The sequence below is a fragment of the Marinactinospora thermotolerans DSM 45154 genome (assembly GCF_900167435.1).
Taxonomy (GTDB): Bacteria; Actinomycetota; Actinomycetes; order Streptosporangiales; family Streptosporangiaceae; genus Marinactinospora; species Marinactinospora thermotolerans.
Genome location: NZ_FUWS01000002.1, coordinates 67026 through 88816, shown reverse-complemented (window position 1 = coordinate 88816; position 21791 = coordinate 67026). Strand labels below are relative to the sequence as shown.

Genomic DNA, 21791 nt, shown 5'->3' with positions numbered 1-21791 from the left:
TACTGGACACGCCACCACACGAGTTCAAAAAACGGTCATGACGTACGGAACCGCGCGCTTCCCCCGAAAAGCCCGGTTCCCGTGGCGGCCTACACGCGCAGCCCGGCCAGGGTCTCCTCCAGTTCCTCGGGTTTGACCAGGACCTCCCGCGCCTTGGACCCCTCGCTCGGCCCGACGACGCCGCGGCTCTCCATGAGGTCCATGAGCCGGCCCGCCTTCGCGAAGCCGACACGCAGCTTGCGTTGCAGCATCGAGGTGGATCCGAACTGCGTGGTGACGACGAGTTCGATGGCCTGCACGAGCAGGTCCAGGTCGTCGCCGACCTCCTCGTCGATCTCCTTCTTCTTCGCCTCGGCGACGCCGACGTCCTCGCGGTAGCTGGGCTGGGCCTGCTTCTTGCAGTGCTCGACGACCCCGCGGATCTCCTTCTCCGAGACCCACGCGTTCTGCAGGCGGATGGGCTTGCTCGACCCCATGGGCAGGAACAGGGCGTCGCCCTTGCCCACCAGCTTCTCCGCGCCCGGCTGGTCCAGGATGACCCGGCTGTCGGACAGGCTGGAGGTGGCGAAGGCCAGCCGGGAGGGCACGTTGGCCTTGATCAGACCGGTGACGACGTCGACGCTGGGGCGCTGGGTGGCCAGCACCAGGTGGATCCCCGCGGCCCGGGCCAGCTGGGTGATGCGCACGATCGCGTCCTCGACGTCGCGTGGTGCGACCATCATGAGGTCGGCGAGCTCGTCGACGATGACCAGCAGATAGGGATAGGGCTCGTACACCCGTTCGCTCCCCGGCGGGGCGGTCAGCTCCCCCGCCCGCACCGCGGCGTTGAAGTCGTCGACGTGGCGGTACCCCGACGCGGCCAGGTCGTCGTAGCGGCGGTCCATCTCCCCCACGACCCACTGCAGGGCCTCGGCGGCCTTCTTGGGGCTGGTGATGATCGGGGTGATGAGATGGGGGATCCCCTCGTACATCGTGAGCTCGACGCGCTTGGGGTCGATCAGGATGAGACGCACCTCGTCGGGCGTCGCGCGCATCATGATCGAGGTGATGAGCCCGTTGATGCAGGTCGACTTGCCCGCGCCGGTGGCGCCGGCGACGAGCACGTGCGGCATCTTCGCCAGGTTGGCGACCACGTCCGCCCCTTCGACGTCCTTGCCCAACCCCACCAGCATGGGGTGGTCGTCGGAGGTCGCGGCGGCGGAGCTCATGATGTCGCCGAGGCTGACGATGTCCTTGTCGGTGTTGGGGATCTCGACGCCGATCGCGGACTTGCCGGGGATCGGCGAGAGGATGCGCACGTCGGCGCTCTTGACCGCCAACGAGATGTTCTTCGTCAGCGCGGTCACCTTCTCGACCTTCACCGCGGGGCCGAGCTCGATCTCGTAGCGGGTGACCGTCGGCCCACGGGTGAACCCGGTGATCTCGGCGTCGACGTTGAACTGCTCCATGACGCCGGTCAGCGCCTCGACGACGGCGTCGTTGGCCTTGGTCCGCGGCTTGGGCGGGGTTCCCGGCTTGAGCAGACGCGGTGGCGGCAGCTCGTAGTCGCCGTCGACCACCCGCGACGGCAGGGCCAGCTGTTCCACGCTGCGCGGCGCGGGCGTCGGCTCAGGAGGCGGCGGGGGCGCGGGACGCTGCGGCGCGGTCTCGACGACGGGGGTGTCGTAGGGGCGCTCGTTGGCTCCGGCCACGCTCTCCGCCGGCCCGGTGAGGGGCGCGGTCTCGTCGGAGGGGGCCGCCGTGGCGGGGGAACGCTTGCGCTTGGGCCGGTTCCCGCCCCCCGAACGCTTCGGGGCGGGCGGCGCCGGAGTCTCCTCCCGCGCGACGAGGACCCCGAACGCCTGACGCAGACGTTCGGGAACGCGGTGAACCGGTGTGGCCGTGACCACCAGCAGGCCGAACAGCATGAGGAGGAACAGCAGCACCCCCGTCACCCACGGGGTGAGCAGCTCGCTGAGCGGTCCGGACGCCGCGAAACCGATCAACCCGCCGGCCCGCTGGATCGCCTCCTGGCCGTCGGAGGGCCAGGGCACCCCATGAACGATGTGGACCAGGCCGAGCAACCCCGCGACGAGCGCCGTGGAGCCGATGAAGAGCCGTCCCGCGTCGGTGGGGCCGTCACCGGGCGTGCGCATGAGCCGCCAGGCGAACGGCAGGACCAGCAGTGGCAGGACCGGCGAGAAGGTCCCGAAGGCGCCGAGCACCACCATGCGGGTGAACTCCAGCAGCGGCCCCTCGGTCTCCCACCACACGGCCGCGGCGACGAGCAGGCCGACCGCCAGGAGGACCAGCCCCAAGCCGTCACGGCGCAGGTCGGGGTCGAGGTCGCGTGCGCTGCGCCCGGCCGCCCGCGCGATCCCCCCCGCCGTGTGGGCCAGCACCTTCCAGATCATCAGGAGGAAGCGGCCCACCAGGGCGAACAGCAGGGCGATGGGGCCTTCCGAGGACGTCGCCGAAGGCGTGCGGGCCTTGGCCCGGGAGGCGGCCGGGCGCCGGGCGGGAGGCTTGCCTCCCGACCCGCCGTTGCGGGACGTTCCGCCGCCGGAACGCCGAGGGGTCTTGGGCGCGCGGGTGACCATGCTGCGCAGCCTACTAAGGAAGACCCGGCCGCTTCACGCTCCGCCGACGGGGTGTCGGGCCCTCGGAGACGACCGCCGGCCCGTCCCGGGACGTGGCCGGCGGAGGTGGTCGGTCAGATCTCGACGACGACCGGGACGATCATCGGGCGACGACGGTAGGTCTCGTTGACCCAACGGCCGATGCCCCTGCGCACCAGCTGGCGCAGTTGCGCCGGATCGGTGATGCCGTCCGCGGCCGCCTGTTCGAGCGCGTCCTGGATCTTGGGGATGACCTCGTCATAGGCGTCGACGTCGATCCCCGAACCGCGGGTGTGGATCTCGGGCTCGCCGATGATCTTGCCCGACTGGGAGTCCACGGCGACGATCACCGAGATGAACCCCTCCTCACCGAGGATGCGCCGGTCCTTCAGCGCCGACTCGGTGACGTCGCCGACCGACGTGCCGTCCACGTAGACGTAGCCCGCCGGGACCGCCCCGACGATACGGGCGCGCCCCTTGTGCAGGTCGACGACCACGCCGTCCTCGGCGATGACCACCTGCTTCTCGGGCACGCCGGTGAGCATCGCCAGCTGCGCGTGGGCGCGCAGGTGCCGCCACTCGCCGTGCACCGGCATGAAGTTGCGCGGACGGACCATGTTGAGCACGTAGAGCAGCTCGCCGGCCGAGGAGTGCCCCGAGACGTGCACGAGCGCGTTGCCCTTGTGCACGACCTTGGCCCCCCAGCGGGTCAGGCCGTTGATGACCCGGTTGACGGAGTTCTCGTTGCCCGGGATGAGCGAGGAGGCGAGCACGACCGTGTCGTCCTTCTCGATGCGGATCTGGTGATCGCGGTTGGCCATCCGGGTCAGCGCCGACATCGGCTCCCCCTGGGAGCCGGTGGAGACGAGCACCGCCTCGTTCGGCGGCAGGTCGTCGAGCTCCTTGACGTCGACGAGCAGGCCCCCCGGGACGGAGAGGTAGCCGAGGTCGCGCGCGATGTTCATGTTGCGGACCATCGAGCGGCCGACGAAGGCGACCTTGCGGCCGTGCGCGTGCGCCGCGTCCAGCACCTGCTGCACCCGGTGGATGTGGGAGGCGAAGCAGGCGACGATGATGCGCTTGTCGGCCTTGGCGAAGACGTTGTCGATGACGCCGGCGATGTCGCGCTCGCTCGTGACGAACCCCGGCACCTCGGCGTTGGTGGAGTCCGACAGCAGCAGGTCGACCCCCTCGGCGCCGAAACGCGCGAAGCCGGCGAGGTCGGTGAGACGGCCGTCCAGCGGGAGCTGGTCCATCTTGAAGTCGCCGGTGTGCAGCAGGGAGCCGCCCGGCGTGCGGATCCCGACCGCCAGCGCGTCGGGGATCGAGTGGTTGACCGAGAAGAACTCGCAGTCGAACTGCCCGAAGGAGCGCCGCTCCCCCTCGCTGACCTGGACCAGCTCCGGCTTGATGCGGTGCTCACCGAGCTTGGCCGACAGCAGCGCCAGGGTCAGCCGCGACCCCACCAACGGGATGTCGGGGCGTTCCCGCAGCAGGAAGGGCACCGCGCCGATGTGGTCCTCGTGGCCGTGGGTGAGGACCAGCGCCTCGACGTCGTCGAGACGGTCGCGGATGTAGTCGAAGTCCGGCAGGATGAGATCGATGCCGGGCTGCTCCTCCTCGGGGAAGAGCACGCCGCAGTCGACGATCAGCAGCTTGCCGCCGTACTCGAACACCGTCATGTTGCGGCCGATCTCGCCCAACCCGCCGAGGGGGACGATCCTCAGCGTGCGGTCGGGCAGCGGCGGCGGCGGGCCCAGTTCGGGATGCGGGTGACTCATGCGGATCCTTCCGTCAACCGTTCCACTCCCACCGCGCTCGCCGGCACGGCCTGGTGCGGCGCGAGACCGATCGGCCCCTTGACCCCCGCCGCCGCGAGGTCCTCACGCAGAAGCGTCTGGAGCTCGGGCGAGGCGTCGGCGAGCGGCGTGCGCACCGCCCCTCCTGGCAGGCCGAACATGTTGAGCACCGCCTTGGTGGTGATGACTCCCTGGGTGCGGAAGATGCCCGTGTAGACGGGCGTGAGCCGGCGGTGGATCGCCAGCGCCCGGGAGACGTCACCGGAGTGGTAGGCGTCGATCATCTCGTGGAGATCGTTACCCACGATGTGGCCGACGACGCTGACGAAACCGACCGCGCCGATCGACAGCATCGGCAGGTTGAGCATGTCGCTGCCCGAGTAATAGGCCAATCCGGTGCGTTCCATCACCCAGGAGCTGGCGCCGAGATCGTCCTTGGCGTCCTTGTTGGCGAGGATGCGCGGATGTTCGGCCAGTCGGACCAGCGTCTCCGAGGCGATCGGCACCCCGGTGCGTCCGGGGATGTCGTAGAGCATGACCGGCAGACCGGTGGAGTCGGCGATCGCGGTGAAGTGGCGCAGCAGCCCCTCCTGGGGCGGCTTGTTGTAATAGGGGGTGACTGTCAGCAGACCGTGCGCGCCGGCGCGCTCGGCCGCCTTGGCGAGTTCGATGCTGTGCCGGGTGTCGTTGGTGCCGACACCGGCGATGACGGTGGCGCGGTCGCCGACCGCTTCGAGCACGGCACGCAGCAGCCGGTCTTTCTCGTCGTCGGTCGTGGTCGGGGACTCCCCGGTGGTACCGCTGACGACGAGGCCGTCGTTGCGCTGCTCATCGACCAGGTACGTGGCGAGACGCGCGGCGCCGTCGTAGTCGACGTCGCCGTTCTCGTGCATGGGCGTGACCATCGCGGTCACCATCTGACCGAAGGGCGCGTTCGGCGTAGTGCTGCCTACCATGCAGCAAACGGTACCGCGAATAGCGGGCGAACGACGCCAAGCGCCCCGGTCAGGGGCGGCCCGGGCGTCGTCCGCCCTGACGCGCGGGTCAGTCGTCGCGGCCGCCCACGAAGAGGCTCAGCAGCCAGCTGACGACGGCGATGATGATGGCGCCGAAGAAGGCCGGCCAGAACCCGCTGACGGTGAAGGGAACCCCGAGCAGGCCCGCGATCCATGCCGTCAACAGGAGCAGCAGGGCGTTGACGACCAGGGCGATCAGGCCCAGCGTGAGGACGTAGAAGGCACACCCGACGGTCTTGACGATGGGTTTGATCACGGCGTTGACCAGACCGAAGATCACGCCGACCACGAGGTAGACGCCGATCGCGCCGGCCGTGGTGGTGGTCTCGATATCGACGCCGTCGACGAGGAGGACCGCGGCCCACAGCGCGATCGCGTTGACGATGATCCGAATGATGACGCTCACTCCCACGATGCTGCCATGCCCGCGCGTCCCCGTCCTACGCCCCCTCCCGAGGATGGGGGAAAAGTCCGGGGAAGACCCGACCCGTTTCAGGGGCGGGTGGTTCGGGACGGCCCGCCCCGGCGCTCCCGGGACGGGCACGCCGTGATGTGGCGGGGGACGGGGATACCTGGGACGATGCGTGCCGACCCACCGGCCACCGGACAACGGATGAGGGCGTCCCCGTGACGACACAGCGTTTTGTGCGCTCCGCCCGGAGCGAGGACATCGACGAGATCGTGGAAGCGCAGGTGGCGTCGTGGCGCGACGCCTACCGTGAGGCGTTTCCCCCGGCCGTGCTGAGCGAGATGACCGGGGAGGAGGCGGGTGGACGCTTCCGGGAGCGCTGGCGCGAGGCGGTCGAGCACCCGCCGACACCGCGCCACCGTCTCCTGGTGGCGACGGACGAGGGGAGGGTGGCCGGGTTCACGGCCTTCGGGCCGGCCGGCGACCCCGACCTGTGGCCCCGCACCGACGCCGAACTCTACGCGCTGCACGTCCATCCGCGCCTGATCGGACGCGGGCACGGCAGCAGGATGCTCAACGCCGCGGTGGACTACCTGCTGGACGACGGTTTCGGCGTGGTCCACCTGTGGGTGCTGCGGGAAGGGGACCCGCTGCGTTCCTTCGCCGAGGCCGCGGGGTGGCGTCCCGATGGCGCGCGCCGCGAGCTGGACCTGGGCGCCGCCGTGCCGATGATCAGGTTGCGGGCCGCCATCGGAGGCTGACCTGGTTGCCTTCCGAGCGGGGATACGGTTGTGACGAACGTGAGGAAACGGACCAGGCGCCGTGATGCGATCGCGCCGGCCGGCGAGGTGAAAGAAGGTCTCCTGCGTGGCCACCGTCAGCGAGTGGGTTGCGGGCGCGCGCCCGCGGACGTTGCCCAATTCGATCGTCCCCGTGGCGGTGGGCACCGGCGTCGCGCTGGGGTCCGGCGCGGCGGTGTGGTGGAAGGCCGCGCTGGCCATGGTCGTCGCCCTCGCCCTGCAGATCGGGGTGAACTACGCCAACGACTACAGCGACGGGATCCGGGGGACCGACACCGACCGGGTGGGGCCGGTCCGGTTGACCGCGACCGGGCTCGCCGCCCCTAGACGGGTCTTCACCGCCGCCTGGGCCTGTTTCGCGGTCGCCGCGGTCACCGGTCTGGTCCTCGTCGCCACCTCGTCCTGGTGGCTCCTGCTGGTGGGCGCCGCCGCGATCGTCGCGGCCTGGTTCTACACCGGCGGGCGCACCCCCTACGGCTACCGGGCGCTCGGCGAGGTCTCGGTGTTCGTCTTCTTCGGCCTGGTGGCCGTGGTGGGAACGGTGTTCGTCCAGGTCGGCTCGGTCCCCTGGCAGGGCTGGGTGGCCTCGGTGCCCATCGGGCTGTTGTCGTGCTCGGTGCTGGTCATCAACAACCTGCGGGACATCCCCACCGACACCGCGACGGGTAAGCGCACCCTGGCCGTGGTGCTCGGCGACGCCGGTACCCGGCGGTTGTACCTGGCCTGCGTGGTGGGCGCCTTCGTCCTCGCCCTCGTCACGGCCGTGGCCGCGCCGTGGGCGGCGTTGGTGTTGCTGGCGGCGCCGTTGGTGATCGCGCCCTGCCGCCGTGTCCTGTCCGGGCAGCAGGGACGCGATCTCGTCCTCGGCCTGGGCGAGACCGGCCGGGCCCAGCTCGCCTTCGGCGTCTTGTACACCGTGGGGCTGGCCCTGGCCTGAGCCGGCGTCGCCGGGCGGCCGGCTCAGGCGTGGCCGCCCCAGGCGTGCCAGACCGGCGTGAGCGCCTCGTCCACCAGGTAGGTCTGCCGGGCGAGGGCACGGGTGATCGCCCCGGGACCGGCCAGGTCCATCCGTCCGGGGCCATGGGGCCCCTCGGGGGTGCGCCCGAACAGTCCGACCTGGCCGAGGACCCGCGCGCCGCCGAGCATCCCCGGCAGTTCGCGCAGTCGGGGGTCACGCAGGTCGAGCTCCTCGACGAGGAGGTCGGCCCCCTCCCCCCGCACATGGGTGAGGGAGCGCAGCGCGCCCCCGCGCTCCCCCGACCGGCCGAGTACCAGCGTCTCGTGCCACAGCAGCTCGGCCCCCGGCGCCAGGCGCACGTCGATCTCGCGCAGCACGTCCGCGCCGTCGGAGACGATGAAGGACGGCTCCCTCCAGGACATCCGCGCCCCCTCGGCCAGGGTCACCTCGGCCCTCCAGGCGGCCCGGCCGCCGCGCGCGTTGTAGGCGACCGTCCCGTTGGGATCGACCAGTTCCAGGTGCGCGCCGGGCCCGACGTGGACGCGCAGCCGCAGGTCGTCGCCGGCGCACAGCGAGGCGCGGATCGCCGCGAGCGCGACGCGCAGCGCGGGCCCGGGACGACGCATGACCCGGGGCAGGAGGAAGGTCCCGGCCTCCAACGCGACCGGGAGCGTCCGGCCGCCGAACCGGGCCACCTCGATCGTCGTGGGCCGGGACGGCGCGAGCCCCCCTCCGGAGGGCTCGGCGCCGAGGGACACCAGGACCTCCGGACACGGCGCTGTCAGCGCTCCCATCAGTGGGCGTGGAGGGCGTGCCCGTGGCCGTGCCCGTGGTCGTCCGGGCCGTGGCTGTGCGGCGCCATCGGACCCGGGTCCTGCGGCACGTGGTCACCCCCGCGGTGGGCGGCCAGGATCTCGCGTACCCAGGCGCACAGTCGCGCCACCGAGGCAGCGTCGTGGCGGGACAGCGCCAGCACCGGACGGCCCTCGCGGGCCTTCTCCGCGTCGGCGACCATCAGGTCGACGTCGACCCCCACGTGGGGGGCGAGGTCGGACTTGTTGACGACGAGCAGGTCGGCGCGGCCGATACCCGGCCCTCCCTTGCGGGCGACGTCCCCACCTCCGGCGACGTCCAGGCAGAAGATCTGGGCGTCGATGAGCGCGGGGCTGAAGGTGGCGGTGAGGTTGTCCCCGCCGCTCTCCACCAGCACCAGGTCCAGCGGGGCGAACTCCTCCTCCAGGTCCTCCACGGCGTCGAGGTTGGCCGTGATGTCGTCCCGGATGGCGGTGTGCGGGCAGGCCCCCGTCTCGACGGCCCGGATGCGCTCGGCGTCGAGGACCCCGGCCGAACGCAGGAAGCGGGCGTCCTCGTCGGTGTAGATGTCGTTGGTGACGACGGCCATGGCTAGCTCACCGGCCAGTTCGCGGCACAGGGTCGCGATGAGCGAGCTCTTTCCCGTCCCCACCGGGCCGGCCACGCCAAGGCGCAGCGTCTGTCGGGTGGCGGGGGATGCGGTCTCAGGCAACGAAGAGTCTCCTTGTCGCGTAGGTGTGCTCGCCGGCCCACTGGTCGATCAGCGGTGCCGAGCGAGCCGGAAGGTCGTCGGGGCCCTCGGTGGCCACGGCGGCGCGCACGCTCGCCTCGATGTCGGGAGCGGCGTCGAGGAGCCACTGGGCCGTGGTCAGCGGATCTCCGGGGTGGAGCTTCAGCGCGGCGGCGGTGACGGTCTGCACGTCGTCGTAGAGCACCGCCCGCGCCGCCTGGGCCTCGGTCATGCCCAAGGCGGCGCCGAGCGCGCCGATCACGACGGGGCGCATCGGCCGGAGGCCGGGGACGGCCTGGGCCGCCGTGGACAGGCCGACCACGGCGGGGTGGTCGCCGCGTACCCGCCGGGCGAGCCGCGCCAGGCCGCGGCCGAGCGCGGCCGACGCCTCACGCAGGGCGTGGCTGGGCGTGCGCGCGGCGAGGGCGGCCTGGACGGTGGTGTAGTCGACCGGTTCGTCCAGGCCGGCGCGCAGGGCGAGCACCGCCGCGGCGGCCTCGGTGCGCGCCACGGTCCGCAACCGGGCGCTCAGGTAGTCGGGGATCCGTTCGCCGGGCAGCCCGGCGGCGAGGGCCGCCTCCAGGGTCGCCGAATGGGCGTGCCCCCCGGTGGGCAGGCGCGCGTCGGCCAGCAGCAGCGCTCCGAGTTCCCCCGTGCCCTCGCCCACGTCGTCTCCTCTCCCCATGTCCTAGAACAGGCTGTAGCGCTGGGTGAGCGGCAGCTCGGCGACCGGATGGTCGCGTCCCTGGGGGTCGACGGTGTAACCGTCGATGGTGACCCGGAAGGTCTCCGGATCCACCTCGATGCTGGGCAGCGCGGTGTTGTTGGGCAGGTCGGCCTTGGTGACCTCGCGGGTGGGCCGGACCGCGGCGAGACGGCGACGCAGCCCGAGCCGCTCGGCGAGGCCGTCGTCGAGGGCCGCCTGGGAGACGAAGCTGACCCCGAGGTGGGCCGCCGAGGAGGTGGCCGCGGCCAGCCCCCGGCGCAGCAGCATCGGCTGGGCCGTGGGGATGGTGGCGTTGGGGTCGCCCTGCGGGGCGTAGACCACCGCTCCGGACTTGACCACGGCGGCCGGGCGGCTGCCGAAGAAGGCGCGGTCCCACAGCACCAGGTCGGCGAGCTTGCCCGGTTCGACCGACCCGACCTCGGAGTCGATGCCGTGGGCGACCGCCGGGCAGATCGTGTACTTGGCGACGTAGCGCCGGGCGCGCTCGTTGTCGGCCGGCAGGGACGAGTCGACCCCGTGGCGGTTCTTCATCACGTGCGCCACCTGCCAGGTACGGCAGATCACCTCGCCGATGCGGCCCATGGCCTGGGCGTCGGAGGAGGTGACCGACATGGCGCCCATGTCCTGGAGGATGTCCTCGGCCGCCATGGTGGTGTCGCGGATGCGGGAGTCGGCGAACTGGACGTCGGCCTCGACGTCGGGGTTGAGGTGGTGGCAGACCATGAGCATGTCGTGGTGCTCGGCGACGGTGTTGACCGTGAAGGGCAGCGTCGGGTTGGTCGAGCCGGGGATCACGTTGGGTTCGCCGGCCAGCACGATCACGTCGGGTGCGTGTCCGCCGCCGGCGCCCTCGGAGTGGAAGACGTGGATGCCCCGGCCGGCGATCGCGGCGATCGTGTCCTGCACGTAACCGGCCTCGTTGAGGCTGTCGGCGTGCAGGGCGACCTGGAGGCCGAACTCCTCGGCCGCGCGCAGGGCGGCGTCGATGGCCGCCGGGGTGGCGCCCCAGTCCTCGTGGACCTTGTAGCCGGCCGCGCCGGCCAGGGCCTGTTCGCGTAGCGCGGCGGCGCCGACGGTGTTGCCCTTGCCCAGCAGCAGCGCGTTGACGGGGATCTCGTCGAGCGCGCGGTGCGCGAGCGCGAGGTTCCAGGGTCCGGGGGTGACCGTGGTGGCCTTGCTCCCCTCGGCGGGGCCGGTGCCGCCGCCGACGACCGTCGTGGTGCCGGTGGCCAGCCCCTCGTAGAGCATGTCGGCGTTGAGCAGGTGGACGTGGGTGTCGATGGCGCCGGCGGTGAGGATGCGCCCCTCGCCGGCGAGGACCTCGGTGCCGGGGCCGATCACCAGGTCGGGGTGGACGCCGTCGGCGATGTCGGGGTTGCCGGCCTTGCCGATGGCGGTGATGCGCCCGTTGCGCACGCCGACGTCGGCTCGGACGATGCCCCAGTGGTCGAGGACGACCACGTTGGTGATGACGAGGTCCAGTGCCCCCTGTTCGTTGGTCCGGGTGCTCTGCAGCATCGACTCGCGGATGGACTTGCCCCCGCCGAAGACGGTCTCGTCACCGCCGAAGCAGTGGTCGTGCTCGATCTCGATCCACAGGTCGGTGTCGCCGAGCCGGATCTGGTCGCCGGTGGACGGTCCGTAGAGGGCGGCGTACTCGCCGCGCCCGATCTCACTCACCCTGGTCCTCCGCCTCGTCGTTGCCCGCGCTCTGTCCCGGTTTGCCCGGCCGGATCCCCGGGACGGCCCCGGTCCCGCCCAGCGCCACGATGCCCAGCCGTTTGGCGTCCCCCGGCTGGAAACGGATCGAGGTGCCCGCGGGGATGTCCAGGCGGAACCCCTCGACCGAGACGGGGTCCTGGCCCCCCTCGTCGTTGGGGACGAGGAAGCTGACGGCCGGATTGACGTCGGCGAGGTGGATGTGGGAGCCGATCTGTACCGGCCGGTCGCCCTCGTTGAACACGACGACGACACGCTTCTCACGGCCGGCGTTGAGTTCGACGGAACCGTCGCGGACCCGGATCGCGCCCGGTACGACGGTCTCCGCCTCCTGGTCGCCCGGGTCGCTTCCCGCCACGGCGCGGATGGGGTGGCTGAGGGTGACGAGCTTGCGCCCGTCGGGGAACGTGGCCTCGACCTGGACGTGGTCGATCATCTCCGGCACGCCGGCCATGACCTGGTCGGCGCGCAGTACCTGGACACCCTCCTCCATGAGCTGTTCGACGGTGGCCCCCTCGCGGGCCCTCTCCAGGACCCAGCAGGACAGCAACGCGATGGCTTCGGGATGGTTGAGGTGGACGCCGCGTTCGAGCCGATCGCGGGCGACCATGCCGGCCACGCTCAACAAGAGCTTCTCCGTGTCCGACGGAGTCAGAAACATAGATCCTCCCCGCGACGTGCGATGGGCACGCCGCCCAGCGGTACCCGCTGTTATAAGGCGTGAGCCGGCTCGGCCGGTTACGCCTGTGTTAAAGCGGTACCGATCAAGAAGATGGTGTCAGGTGGCCAGGCGCGCGGACGGGATATCGAGAGGTCGGCGCGAATTCATCCCACCTCTGACGGAGGAGAGATAGCATATTCGGACATTTTTCGCTTTAAGCGTCAAAAGTAACGGCCCCGGCGGTGCCGGGGCCGTGCGTCGAGTGGGGAGGATGCCGGTTCAGGACAGGCCGAGCAGCGGCTCCAGACCGACCGTGACCTGCTGGGGGAGGTCGGCGACACGGCGCACCCCCAGCAGCACGCCCGGCATGAACGACTCCCGGTTCATCGAGTCGTGCCGGATCGTCAACGTCTCGCCGTGCGTGCCGAGGACGACCTCCTGGTGGGCGATCATCCCGGTGATGCGCAGGGCGTGTACGCGCACCCCGCCGACCTCGGCCCCCCGAGCGCCGTCCAGCTCGGAGGTGGTGGCGTCGGGCATCGGGGCCGATCCGGCCCGCTCACGCGCCGCGGCGACGAGCTCGGCCGTGCGGTAGGCGGTACCGCTGGGAGCGTCGGCCTTGTTCGGGTGGTGCAGCTCGATGATCTCGACCGAGTCGAAGTAGGGGGCCGCCTTCTCCGCGAAGCTCATCATCAGCACCGCCGCGACACCGAAGTTCGGGGCGATGAGCACGTTGACACCGGGCGCCTCGGCCAACAGCTCCCTCACCTGCGCGACCCTGGCCTCGTCGAACCCGCTCGTCCCCACCACGGCGTGGATGCCATGGGAGATCAGCCAGCGCAGATTGTCCATGACGACGTCGGGATGGGTGAAGTCGACGACGACATCGGCGCCGAGCACCCTGTCGCGCTCATCGGCCGCGCCGACCCCGGCCACCAGCTCGGTGTCCTCGGCCGCCTCGACCGCCTTGACCACTTCTGACCCCATGCGCCCCTGGGCGCCGAACACTCCTACCTTGATCACGGGGTTACCGTACCGGACGTGCGGTCTCACCAGCGGATCGGCGTCAGGGCCACGGACAGCGACAGCAGCGTGGCGACCGTGAGCATCGGCACCAGCCACCTGCGGTGGGCGTCCCAGGTCGCGGTCCACTCCCCCGCCGGCCCGTACCGGAGTGCCGCGACCGCCATCGTCCACCGTCCGGCCGCGAATCCGAGCGCCGCCGCGGGGACCGCGCCGAACGGGACCGCGAGGACGAGCGCGGCCAACATCAGGTGCGGCAGCGCGGTCGGGGAGTAGGTGCGCACGCCCGTGCCCATCTCGAACCCGAACTGCGCCGCTCCCCACAGGGGACCCCGATGCTGGACCTCCTCGGGCACCAGGCGCCGGTTCTCGGGGATCGGGAAGCGCGCGATGCCCAGTTCGCGCACCGCGACGGCCAGCGCCAGCAGGCCCAGCAGCGCCATCCGGGGCGGGGGCGGCGCCAGTGCCTGCACCAGCCCGCCGACGACCCCCGCCACGGCCCCGACCAGTCCCGCGCCCACGACGAGACCGGCCCCGAAGGCCGCGAGGCTCCGTCCACCGCGCCAGACCGGCGCGCTCAGCAGAAACGCCGAGTTATGGCTTCAAGTGGAACCGGAACCGGAGAAGCCCGCGGCCCAGGAGGCGCAGGAGACGGCGATCATGACACCGACCGCCCCGCCCCCCGTACCGGCCGGCGCCAGCGCGAGCGCGATCACGCACCCCACGACGGTCAGGGTCCTGGGGTCGCTCGACGCCCGCGCCCACGGTCGCGGCCCTCTCGCCGGCGTCACGCTCACAGCTCGCACACCGCGATCGTCAGGTCCTCGTAGCGGTCGCCGTCCTCCCAGGTGACCTCGGTGTGGGCGTCGGAGCAGCGGTACTCCTTGCCCGCGGTGACCCACCGCCAGGCGTTGCGCCCGCCACAGCTGGTGCCGACGCGGTAGGCCTGGTAGTTCTCCCCGCGCGAGGAACGGCTCCCCTCGAAGTGGAACCCCCCCGAGCAGGGGTAGGTGCCGCGCCGCCAGCCGCCCATGCACACCGCCGCCCCGCTCCACCAGTTGCTGGGGTCCTCCTCGTACCCCATCGGCCCGGCGAACCCGTCACAGTCGGGGTGTTCGCTGGTAGGGCCGGCGGCCCAGGCGCGCGCCCGGGTGTAGGCCCAGTCCAAAGGCGCCAGCGCGGCCAGGACCAGACCGGTCAGAACGCCCTTGAACACCGTGCGCCGAGCCGGAGCCGCGGCGCGGACCCGCCGCACCAGCGGGCTGGGTCTGCCGTCCGGCGGCGCCTCGACCGCCGAGGGAATCCGGGTGATGTCCATGCTGGTCACTCCTTCGACAGGGCGGTGGACAGCCGGTGCGCGCGGGTGAGCAGCGTGGCGACCGTCTCGGGCGGCGGCGCACCGGGCCGGACGTAGCGGCGGTCCAGGAGCGCGCCCTCATGGTCGACCAGCGCGAGCACCGGGGTGTAGCCCTCGTAGACCTCGCTCCACAGGTCGGCGCCGGCCATGGTCTCGGCGAAGGAGGCGTCCGGGTAGCGCCCGGCGGCCTCGGCGTCGGCGAACACGAACACGATCCGGACGTTGGCGCTACGTCCCTCCTCGCAGGCCGCCGCGACCGCCTCCCAGACCTCCCGGCACAACGGACAGGTGCCGTCCAAAAGCGCGACGAGCGCCGCCCCGTCCCCGGGGCCCGGCCGCAGACGGACCGGGTAGCGAGGGGGCCGGGCGCGCTGACCGGCGAAGACGATCGCCGAGAGCTGACGGAGCCGGATGTAGACGGCGGTGGACACCGCAACGGCGAAAACGGCGACGAGCATGGCCGCGGCGGCCAGCGCCGCCGGAAACGAGAGTGTCACGCGCTCCCCCTTGTTCGGCGATCACGGGTCACGTCCAACGCGCCTGGATGTTCTCCAGGACGGAACCGACATCGGATTCGGCCATCTTGGGGACGTCCCCCGAGGGACCGACGAAGATGACCTCCAGGAGGGCGCTCTCCCCGGCGATCATGTAGCGCCAGCCGAACGGGGAGTCCTCGCGTGGCGCGGAGTCGCCGGCCCCGTCGTCGACCGGCATCCGCCAGATCTCCACGTCGTCTCGGGTCAGCCCCTGCCATTCCGGAAGGTCGGGGAGCGCGTCACGAGCGCTGCGGACCATGAGCACCGCCTCGTCACAACGTCCGATCGCGACGGTGCCGAATTGGCGGAACGAGTCGCCGGCCACCGGCCGCACCGAGGCGCCCCCGGGGGCGTCGACGAACTCCACCACCCCGATGACACGTTCCAGGGCGTCGCCGGACGGCGCCGGACCGGCGAACCAGGAGACGGCGTCATGGTGGGGGCCAGCCCACACCAGGCAGGATTGCGCCTCGCCGTTGTAGAGCAGGAGGTCGTGGCCGCGATGATGACGGACCTCCTCACGCGCACCGGGCAGCAGTTTGCGGGGGATGACCTCGTGCCGGCCGGCGGGGGCGATCGAATACTGCCGGTGGAAGGCGTCACCGGATATCCGGGTGATACCGCTCCAGGAGAGACTCCCCAGCGGAGCGGCCCCCTCGACCGTGAATTCCGATCCGTCCGCGGCGATCCGGGACACGCCCTGACCTGCCGTCGGACCCGAACGGAGAACCATGACGTCACCTCACAGAATGCCGGACCACCAGGTTAGTGAAGGTAGTGGCCAACAAAAAGGAATCACGCCTTGGAACTACGCGCCGTATGACACGACGCGAATTTTACGAAAAAAGGCAGAAATAGCGATAAGAAGAGGATGGCGGGAAAAACACGAGAGAACGTATTTACCGGCTCATCGCCGCTGTCGTGCCCGTCCCAACGGGCACGACAGGCCGCGCAAAACCTCACTCACCCGGGAGTGGAACGACAACCCCGGCGGGGACGGTGAAACGTCCCCGCCGGGGACCACCGGATCGGGCCGGCCGGATACGGCCGCGGCCGAAACGGTTAGAACTCGCGGTCCTCGGCGTAGGGACCGATGATCGCGAGCGCCTGCGGGCGCGTGAGCACGTCGGCGGCGACGGCGCGGACCTCATCGGGGGTGACCGCGGCGATCGCCGCGAGCTCCTCGTCCATCGACGGGAGGCGGGGATGCCCCAGCTCGTGCCGCGCGATCCGGCTCATCCGGGAATAGGACCCCTCGTAGCCGAGCACGAACGACCCCCGCAGCTGCCCCTTGGCCCGCTGGATCTCCTCATCGCCGAGACCCGACTCGGCCACCGAGGCCAGCTCGTCGCGGCACACCGCCAGCACCTCGTCGATCTTGCCCGGCAGGCAGCCCACCGAGACCGAGAACGTCCCGGTGTCGGCATAGCCCGAGGTGTAGCTGTAGACCGAGTAGGCCAGTCCCCGCTTCTCCCGAACCTCCTGGAAGAGACGCGAGGACATGCCGCCCCCGAGGGCGGAACTGAGGACGCCGAGCGCGTGGCGGCGCGGGTCCGTGCGTGCCAGCGCGGTTCCCCCCAGCATCACCTGCGCCTGCTCGGTGTCACGGGACAACAGCGTGGTCCCGGGGTGGGCCGGCGCCCCCGGACCGCTCAGCCGGGGGCCCACCGGGCGGACGTCCTCCGCCTCCGCCAGCACCGGCGCGAACGCCTCACGTACCAGCGCGACGACCGTGTCGTGGTCGAGGTTGCCGGCCGCGGCCACGATCAGCTCGTGGGGGCGGTAGCGGTCGCGGTAGTGCTCGACGATGCGGTCACGGGACAGCGCCGTGATCGTCTCGACCGTGCCCAGGATGGGCCGCCCCAGTGGAGCGGCACCGAACAACTGGGCCGCGAACAGGTCCTCGACGAGCTCACCCGGCTCATCGTCGACCATCGCGATCTCCTCCAGGATCACGTCGCGTTCAGCCTCGACCTCCTTGGGGTCCAGCACCGACCCGATCACCATGTCGCTGATGACGTCGATGGCCAAGGGGAGGTCGGAGTCGAGCACCTTGGCGTAGTAGCAGGTGCACTCCTTGGTGGTGAAGGCGTTGTGGTCGGCGCCGACCGCGTCCATCAACGAGGAGATCCCCAAGGCGTCACGCTTGCGCGTGCCCTTGAACAGCAGGTGCTCCAGGAAGTGCGTCGAGCCGGCGTGCGCGGTGTCCTCGTCCCGCGAGCCCACGCCCACCCAGACACCGAAGGCCGCCGAGCGCACGCCCGGCATGGCCTCGGTGACCACGCGCAATCCGCCCGGCAGGACCGTCCGACGGACCGCGCCCGTGCCGTCCCGGCCCTCCAGCAGCGTGACCGTGCTACCGGGTTCCTGCTCGGCGGCGATGGGGACAGGGTTCATGCTTCCTTCTTCGTCTCGGAGGGATGGGACCGGGCAGACCCCGGGAAAACGGGAAAGGGCGCACCCGAAGGTGCGCCCACCCGCCCTACACGGCGATGATCAGGTGTTCTCACCACGGCCGCTGCCACGGGTGCGGCGTCGACGCCGCTCCGTGGGCTGACGCTCGGCCGCGGGCTCGTCGCTGTCGGCCTTCTCGGGCTTGTCCTCGGCGGCGGCGTCCGTGGACGCGGCGGCCGCCTCGGCCTCGACGACCTCGACGGGGACCAGCGAGAGCTTGCCACGGTCGTCGATCTCGCGGATCTCGACCTGGATCTTCTCGCCGATGCTGATCACATCGTCGATGTTCTCGATCCGCTTGCCACCGTGCAGCTTACGGATCTGCGAGATGTGCAGCAGGCCGTCCTTGCCCGGCAGCAGCGACACGAACGCCCCGAAGGCGGTCGTCTTGACGACGGTGCCCAGGTAGCGGTCGCCGACCTCCGGCATGGTCGGGTTGGCGATGCTGTTGATCGTGTCGCGCGCGGCCTCGGCGGAGGGGCCGTCGACGGCGCCGATGTAGATGGTGCCGTCGTCCTCGATGGTGATCTCGGCGCCGGTCTCGTCCTGGATCGAGTTGATCATCTTGCCCTTGGGGCCGATGACCTCGCCGATCTTGTCGACGGGCACCTTGACGGTGAGGATGCGCGGCGCGTTCGGGCTCATCTCGGCCGGACGCTCGATGGCCTCCTGCATGACGTCGAGGATGGCCAGGCGGGCGCCACGCGCCTGCTGGAGCGCGGCGGCCAGCACCTCGGCCGGGATGCCGTCGAGCTTGGTGTCGAGCTGGAGCGCGGTGATCAGGTCACGGGTACCGGCGACCTTGAAGTCCATGTCGCCGTAGGCGTCCTCGGCACCGAGGATGTCGGTCAGCGTGACGTACTCGCCGCCCTCGCTGATGAGTCCCATGGCGATACCAGCGACCATCTCCTTGAGCGGCACGCCCGCCGACATCAGCGACATCGTCGAGGCGCAGACCGAGCCCATGGAGGTCGACCCGTTGGAGCCGAGGGCCTCCGAGACCTGGCGGATCGCGTAGGGGAACTCCTCGCGCGAGGGCAGGACCGGCAGGAGCGCCCGCTCGGCGAGCGCGCCGTGCCCGATCTCGCGGCGCTTGGGGGAGCCGACCCGCCCGGTCTCGCCGGTGGAGTAGGGCGGGAAGTTGTAGTTGTGCATGTAGCGCTTGGTCCGCTCGGGGTTGAGCGTGTCGACCATCTGCTCCATGCGCAGCATGTTCAGCGTGGTGACGCCCAGGATCTGGGTCTCGCCCCGCTCGAACAGCGCCGAGCCGTGGACCCGCGGCAGCACGCCGACCTCGGCGGTGAGCTGGCGGATGTCCTTGACCCCGCGACCGTCGATGCGCTTCTTGTCGCGGATGATCCGCTCGCGCACCAGCTTCTTGGTCAGGGCCTTGAACGCCGCGCCGATCTCCTTCTCGCGGCCCTCGAAGTCCTCGGCCAGCTTCTCGGCGGCCAGCGCCTTGACCCGGTCGAGCTCGGCCTCGCGGTCCTGCTTGTCGGCGATGGTGAGCGCCTGCGCCAGCTCGTCGCTGACGGCGTTGGCGACCGCGGCGTAGGCGTCGTCCTCGTAGTCGAGGAAGATCGGGAACTCGGCGGTCTCCTTGGCGGTCTGCTCGGCCAGCGCCTGCTGGGCCCGGCACAGGACCTTGATGAACGGCTTGGCCGCTTCGAGCCCCTCGGCGACGGTCTGCTCGTTGGGGCCGACCGCGCCCTCGGCGACCAGCTTGAGCGTGCTGGTCGTGGACTCGGCCTCGACCATCATGATCGCGACGTCGCCGTCCTCCAGCACACGGCCGGCGACCACCATGTCGAACGTCGCGCCGCCCAGCTCCTCGTGGGTCGGGAAGGCCACCCACTGGCCGTCGATCAGGGCCACGCGCACGCCGCCGATCGGGCCCGAGAAGGGCAGGCCGGCGAGCTGGGTCGACATCGACGCGGCGTTGATGGCGATCACGTCGTAGAGGTGCTCGGGGTGCAGCGCCAGGACGGTCTCGACGATCTGGATCTCGTTGCGCAGCCCCTGCTTGAAGGAGGGACGCAGCGGACGGTCGATGAGACGGCAGGTGAGGATGGCGTCCTCCGAGGGCCGCCCCTCGCGCCGGAAGAACGATCCGGGGATACGCCCGGCGGCGTACATGCGCTCCTCGACGTCGACCGTCAACGGGAAGAAGTCGAGGTTCTCCTTGGGCCGCTTCGAGGCGGTCGTGGCCGACAGGACCACGGTCTCCTCGTCGAGATAGGCCACGGCGGAGCCGGCGGCCTGACGGGCCAGCCGGCCCGTCTCGAAGCGGATGGTACGGGTGCCGAAGCGGCCGTTGTCGATAACGGCTTCGGCGGAATACGCGCCCTCCATGGGCGTCCTCCTACACGGTGATTCGGGTATTGCTCAAGATCCCGCGTCCGTGCCCCGGAGAGTCATACGTCGTCGAGTCGTCCTCAACCTGTTCGGCCTGGCAGGCGCCGCCTGCGAGACATCCGATGGTCAGCGACGGCCGGCCATCGATCGAAGCCCCCGGCACGCCCATGACGGGCCGAGGACCACTACCGAGGACCGGCCTCGACGCGGCAGCCGAGGGTCGGGGCGCGGGAAGACCGGTGATTCAGTTGTTCGAACAGTGCAGCCAGCGATGTACCCAGCACTGCCCAGTGGTAACACCACACTACTAAGAAAGGGAGCGGCCGGGGCCACTCCCTCTCTGAAGGCTCGCCTAGCGGCGCAGACCGAGGCGCTCGATGAGCTGACGGTAGCGCGTGATGTCCTTCTTCGCGATGTACTTGAGGAGGCGACGACGGCGACCGACCATCAGCAGCAGACCGCGGCGGCTGTGGTGGTCGTGCTTGTGCGTCTTCAGGTGCTCGGTCAGCTCGGTGATCCGGTGCGTCAGCAGCGCGACCTGGACCTCAGGGGAGCCGGTGTCGCCGTCCTTGGTGGCGTACTCGGCGATGATCTCGTTCTTCTTGGCGGTGTCGATCGACACGACGCTCCTTCTCAAGGTTCTGGTCCGCTGGTTTGGGCATGCACCCGCGGCGGGCGCGGGACCGGTGACCACGCGAACCCACAGTCACCGGAATTTCAGGATCGAACGCGCCCCGCGGGGCCGTGAGGCCGCCTGGCATCGGGCGCGGACACGAGCCGGTGCACGCACCGGCGCTCGGACCAGGTTACACCCCGGCACGGGTGCCCCGGACCATCGGCGTCACTCCCCCGCCAGGAGCTCCCGCGTGCGCTCCACGTCGCGCTCCATCGCCGCGATGAGCTCGTCGATCCCGTCGAAACGCAGGGTGGGGCGGATCCGGTGGGTGAACTCGACCGCCATCTCCTCGCCGTAGAGGTCGAGGTCGTCGCGGTCCAGCGCGTAGGCCTCGACGGTGCGTTCCCCGCCCTCGAACGTCGGGTTGGTGCCCACCGAGACGGCGGCCGGCCAGCCCGCCTCCTGCCCCGAAGCGGGGGACAGCCGCAGCAACCGTCCAGCGTAGACCCCGTCGGCCGGGACGGCGCTTCCCACCGGGGAGTCGAGGTTGGCGGTGGGGAAGCCCAGCAGTTCACGGCCGCGGGCCGCGCCGTGGACCACGATCCCCTCGACGCGGTGCGGACGGCCCAGCAGCCGCCGCGCCTCCTCGACCGCCCCCTCGGCGACGGCCCCGCGAACACGCTCCGAGGTGACGGGGGCGCCCTCGTCGGTGAGGACGGGAACCTCCTCGACCGCGAAACCGCGCCGATCCCCCAGCGCTCGCAGGGCCTCAACACCGCCCCGCGCCCATTCGCCCACACCCGGCCCGGTCACGACGGTGTCGGCGCCCAGCCGAGCGACGAACCGCGAGGCGTCCCCCTCGTCGGACAGGTCGTCCGGCTCGGGGACCGACGGCGGCACGCAGACGGCGGAGGCACCGAACCGCTCCAGCAGTTCGGTCTTGTGCCGCGGACCGGTCAGGACGGCGGGACGCGCGGCCCCTGCGCAGCCGGCGGCGTCGAAGGTCACGACGACCAACGGCAGGTCCCGCTTGCGCGCCAGCTCCGCGGCCCGGGCCAGCACCTCCTGGTGCCCGCGGTGGACCCCGTCGAAGACGCCGATGGCCACGACGGAGCGCCCCCAGTCGCGGGGAATCTCCTCCACACCGCGCCAGCACCGCACGTCACACAGCTCCCCTCAACCCCGCGTCGCGGGACTCCTCCTCGCCCGCCGGGACCTCGC

General features: G+C 71.2%; 21 protein-coding genes. 2 read left to right on the top strand and 19 right to left on the bottom strand.

Annotated elements, in window-relative coordinates; genetic code table 11:
* Positions 1 to 89: 89 nt before the first annotated feature.
* The 4 genes from B5D66_RS03375 to B5D66_RS03360 all read right to left on the bottom strand — a co-directional run bounded on the left by B5D66_RS03375 (position 90) and on the right by B5D66_RS03360 (position 5818).
* Positions 90 to 2579, bottom strand: a complete 2490-nt coding sequence (locus B5D66_RS03375) for a DNA translocase FtsK (RefSeq protein WP_078760120.1) — start codon at positions 2577 to 2579, stop codon at positions 90 to 92.
* A 113-nt stretch (positions 2580 to 2692) separates the two neighbouring features.
* Positions 2693 to 4378: a ribonuclease J gene (locus B5D66_RS03370; RefSeq protein WP_078760119.1), complete on the bottom strand. Its 1686-nt coding sequence runs from the start codon at positions 4376 to 4378 to the stop codon at positions 2693 to 2695.
* Positions 4375 to 5352, bottom strand: coding sequence for a 4-hydroxy-tetrahydrodipicolinate synthase (gene dapA / locus B5D66_RS03365; protein WP_078760118.1), 978 nt, complete (start codon positions 5350 to 5352; stop codon positions 4375 to 4377). Before dapA ends, B5D66_RS03370 begins: the two co-directional genes overlap by 4 nt.
* 88 nt (positions 5353 to 5440) lie before the next feature.
* Positions 5441 to 5818 (bottom strand): phage holin family protein, encoded by a 378-nt coding sequence (locus tag B5D66_RS03360; protein ID WP_078760117.1) that lies wholly within the window; start codon positions 5816 to 5818, stop codon positions 5441 to 5443.
* A gap of 221 nt (positions 5819 to 6039) precedes the next feature.
* Between B5D66_RS03360 and B5D66_RS03355 the strand changes: the two genes are divergently transcribed.
* Both B5D66_RS03355 and B5D66_RS03350 read left to right on the top strand, forming a co-directional pair.
* Positions 6040 to 6582, top strand: a complete 543-nt coding sequence (locus B5D66_RS03355; RefSeq protein WP_078760116.1) for a GNAT family N-acetyltransferase — start codon at positions 6040 to 6042, stop codon at positions 6580 to 6582.
* Between the two features lie 106 nt (positions 6583 to 6688).
* Positions 6689 to 7558, top strand: coding sequence for a 1,4-dihydroxy-2-naphthoate polyprenyltransferase (locus B5D66_RS03350; protein WP_078760115.1), 870 nt, complete (start codon positions 6689 to 6691; stop codon positions 7556 to 7558).
* Between the two features lie 23 nt (positions 7559 to 7581).
* Here the strand turns inward: B5D66_RS03350 and B5D66_RS03345 are convergent, their stop codons facing one another.
* The 15 genes from B5D66_RS03345 to ribF form a co-directional block, all read right to left on the bottom strand.
* Positions 7582 to 8373 carry an urease accessory protein UreD gene (locus tag B5D66_RS03345; protein ID WP_078760114.1) on the bottom strand — a complete coding sequence of 264 codons (792 nt, stop codon included), beginning with the start codon at positions 8371 to 8373 and terminating at the stop codon, positions 7582 to 7584.
* Complete coding sequence (gene ureG / locus B5D66_RS03340) at positions 8373 to 9104, bottom strand: urease accessory protein UreG (protein ID WP_078760113.1); 732 nt, start codon at positions 9102 to 9104, stop codon at positions 8373 to 8375. The genes B5D66_RS03345 and ureG overlap by 1 nt, the downstream gene beginning before the upstream one ends.
* Entirely contained in the window at positions 9097 to 9807 is a 711-nt protein-coding gene (locus tag B5D66_RS03335) for an urease accessory protein UreF (protein WP_078760112.1), read from the bottom strand. Before B5D66_RS03335 ends, ureG begins: the two co-directional genes overlap by 8 nt.
* 3 nt (positions 9808 to 9810) lie before the next feature.
* A complete protein-coding gene (locus B5D66_RS03330; RefSeq protein ID WP_078760111.1) occupies positions 9811 to 11529 on the bottom strand; it encodes an urease subunit alpha in 1719 nt (572 codons plus the stop codon).
* Positions 11522 to 12229: an urease subunit gamma gene (locus B5D66_RS03325; protein ID WP_078760110.1), complete on the bottom strand. Its 708-nt coding sequence runs from the start codon at positions 12227 to 12229 to the stop codon at positions 11522 to 11524. Before B5D66_RS03325 ends, B5D66_RS03330 begins: the two co-directional genes overlap by 8 nt.
* Before the next feature lie 279 nt (positions 12230 to 12508).
* Positions 12509 to 13252 (bottom strand): 4-hydroxy-tetrahydrodipicolinate reductase, encoded by a 744-nt coding sequence (gene dapB / locus B5D66_RS03320; protein WP_078760109.1) that lies wholly within the window; start codon positions 13250 to 13252, stop codon positions 12509 to 12511.
* Between the two features lie 26 nt (positions 13253 to 13278).
* The gene (locus B5D66_RS03315; protein WP_078760108.1) at positions 13279 to 13773 is read right to left on the bottom strand and encodes a hypothetical protein; all 495 of its coding nucleotides are present in this window, start codon (positions 13771 to 13773) and stop codon (positions 13279 to 13281) included.
* An 81-nt stretch (positions 13774 to 13854) separates the two neighbouring features.
* Positions 13855 to 14058, bottom strand: coding sequence for a hypothetical protein (locus B5D66_RS24915; protein WP_144389951.1), 204 nt, complete (start codon positions 14056 to 14058; stop codon positions 13855 to 13857).
* Positions 14046 to 14570 (bottom strand): hypothetical protein, encoded by a 525-nt coding sequence (locus B5D66_RS03310; protein WP_078760107.1) that lies wholly within the window; start codon positions 14568 to 14570, stop codon positions 14046 to 14048. The genes B5D66_RS24915 and B5D66_RS03310 overlap by 13 nt, the downstream gene beginning before the upstream one ends.
* Positions 14571 to 14575: 5 nt before the next feature.
* Positions 14576 to 15106: a hypothetical protein gene (locus B5D66_RS03305; RefSeq protein ID WP_078760106.1), complete on the bottom strand. Its 531-nt coding sequence runs from the start codon at positions 15104 to 15106 to the stop codon at positions 14576 to 14578.
* A 28-nt stretch (positions 15107 to 15134) separates the two neighbouring features.
* Positions 15135 to 15878 carry a hypothetical protein gene (locus B5D66_RS03300; protein ID WP_144290688.1) on the bottom strand — a complete coding sequence of 248 codons (744 nt, stop codon included), beginning with the start codon at positions 15876 to 15878 and terminating at the stop codon, positions 15135 to 15137.
* A gap of 329 nt (positions 15879 to 16207) precedes the next feature.
* Positions 16208 to 17542: a M16 family metallopeptidase gene (locus B5D66_RS03295; protein WP_078760104.1), complete on the bottom strand. Its 1335-nt coding sequence runs from the start codon at positions 17540 to 17542 to the stop codon at positions 16208 to 16210.
* Between the two features lie 99 nt (positions 17543 to 17641).
* Positions 17642 to 19951 (bottom strand): polyribonucleotide nucleotidyltransferase, encoded by a 2310-nt coding sequence (locus B5D66_RS03290; RefSeq protein WP_078760103.1) that lies wholly within the window; start codon positions 19949 to 19951, stop codon positions 17642 to 17644.
* A gap of 355 nt (positions 19952 to 20306) precedes the next feature.
* The gene (rpsO, locus tag B5D66_RS03285; protein ID WP_078760102.1) at positions 20307 to 20576 is read right to left on the bottom strand and encodes a 30S ribosomal protein S15; all 270 of its coding nucleotides are present in this window, start codon (positions 20574 to 20576) and stop codon (positions 20307 to 20309) included.
* A gap of 219 nt (positions 20577 to 20795) precedes the next feature.
* Positions 20796 to 21731, bottom strand: a complete 936-nt coding sequence (gene ribF, locus B5D66_RS03280) for a bifunctional riboflavin kinase/FMN adenylyltransferase (RefSeq protein WP_078760101.1) — start codon at positions 21729 to 21731, stop codon at positions 20796 to 20798.
* Positions 21732 to 21791: the final 60 nt, after the last annotated feature.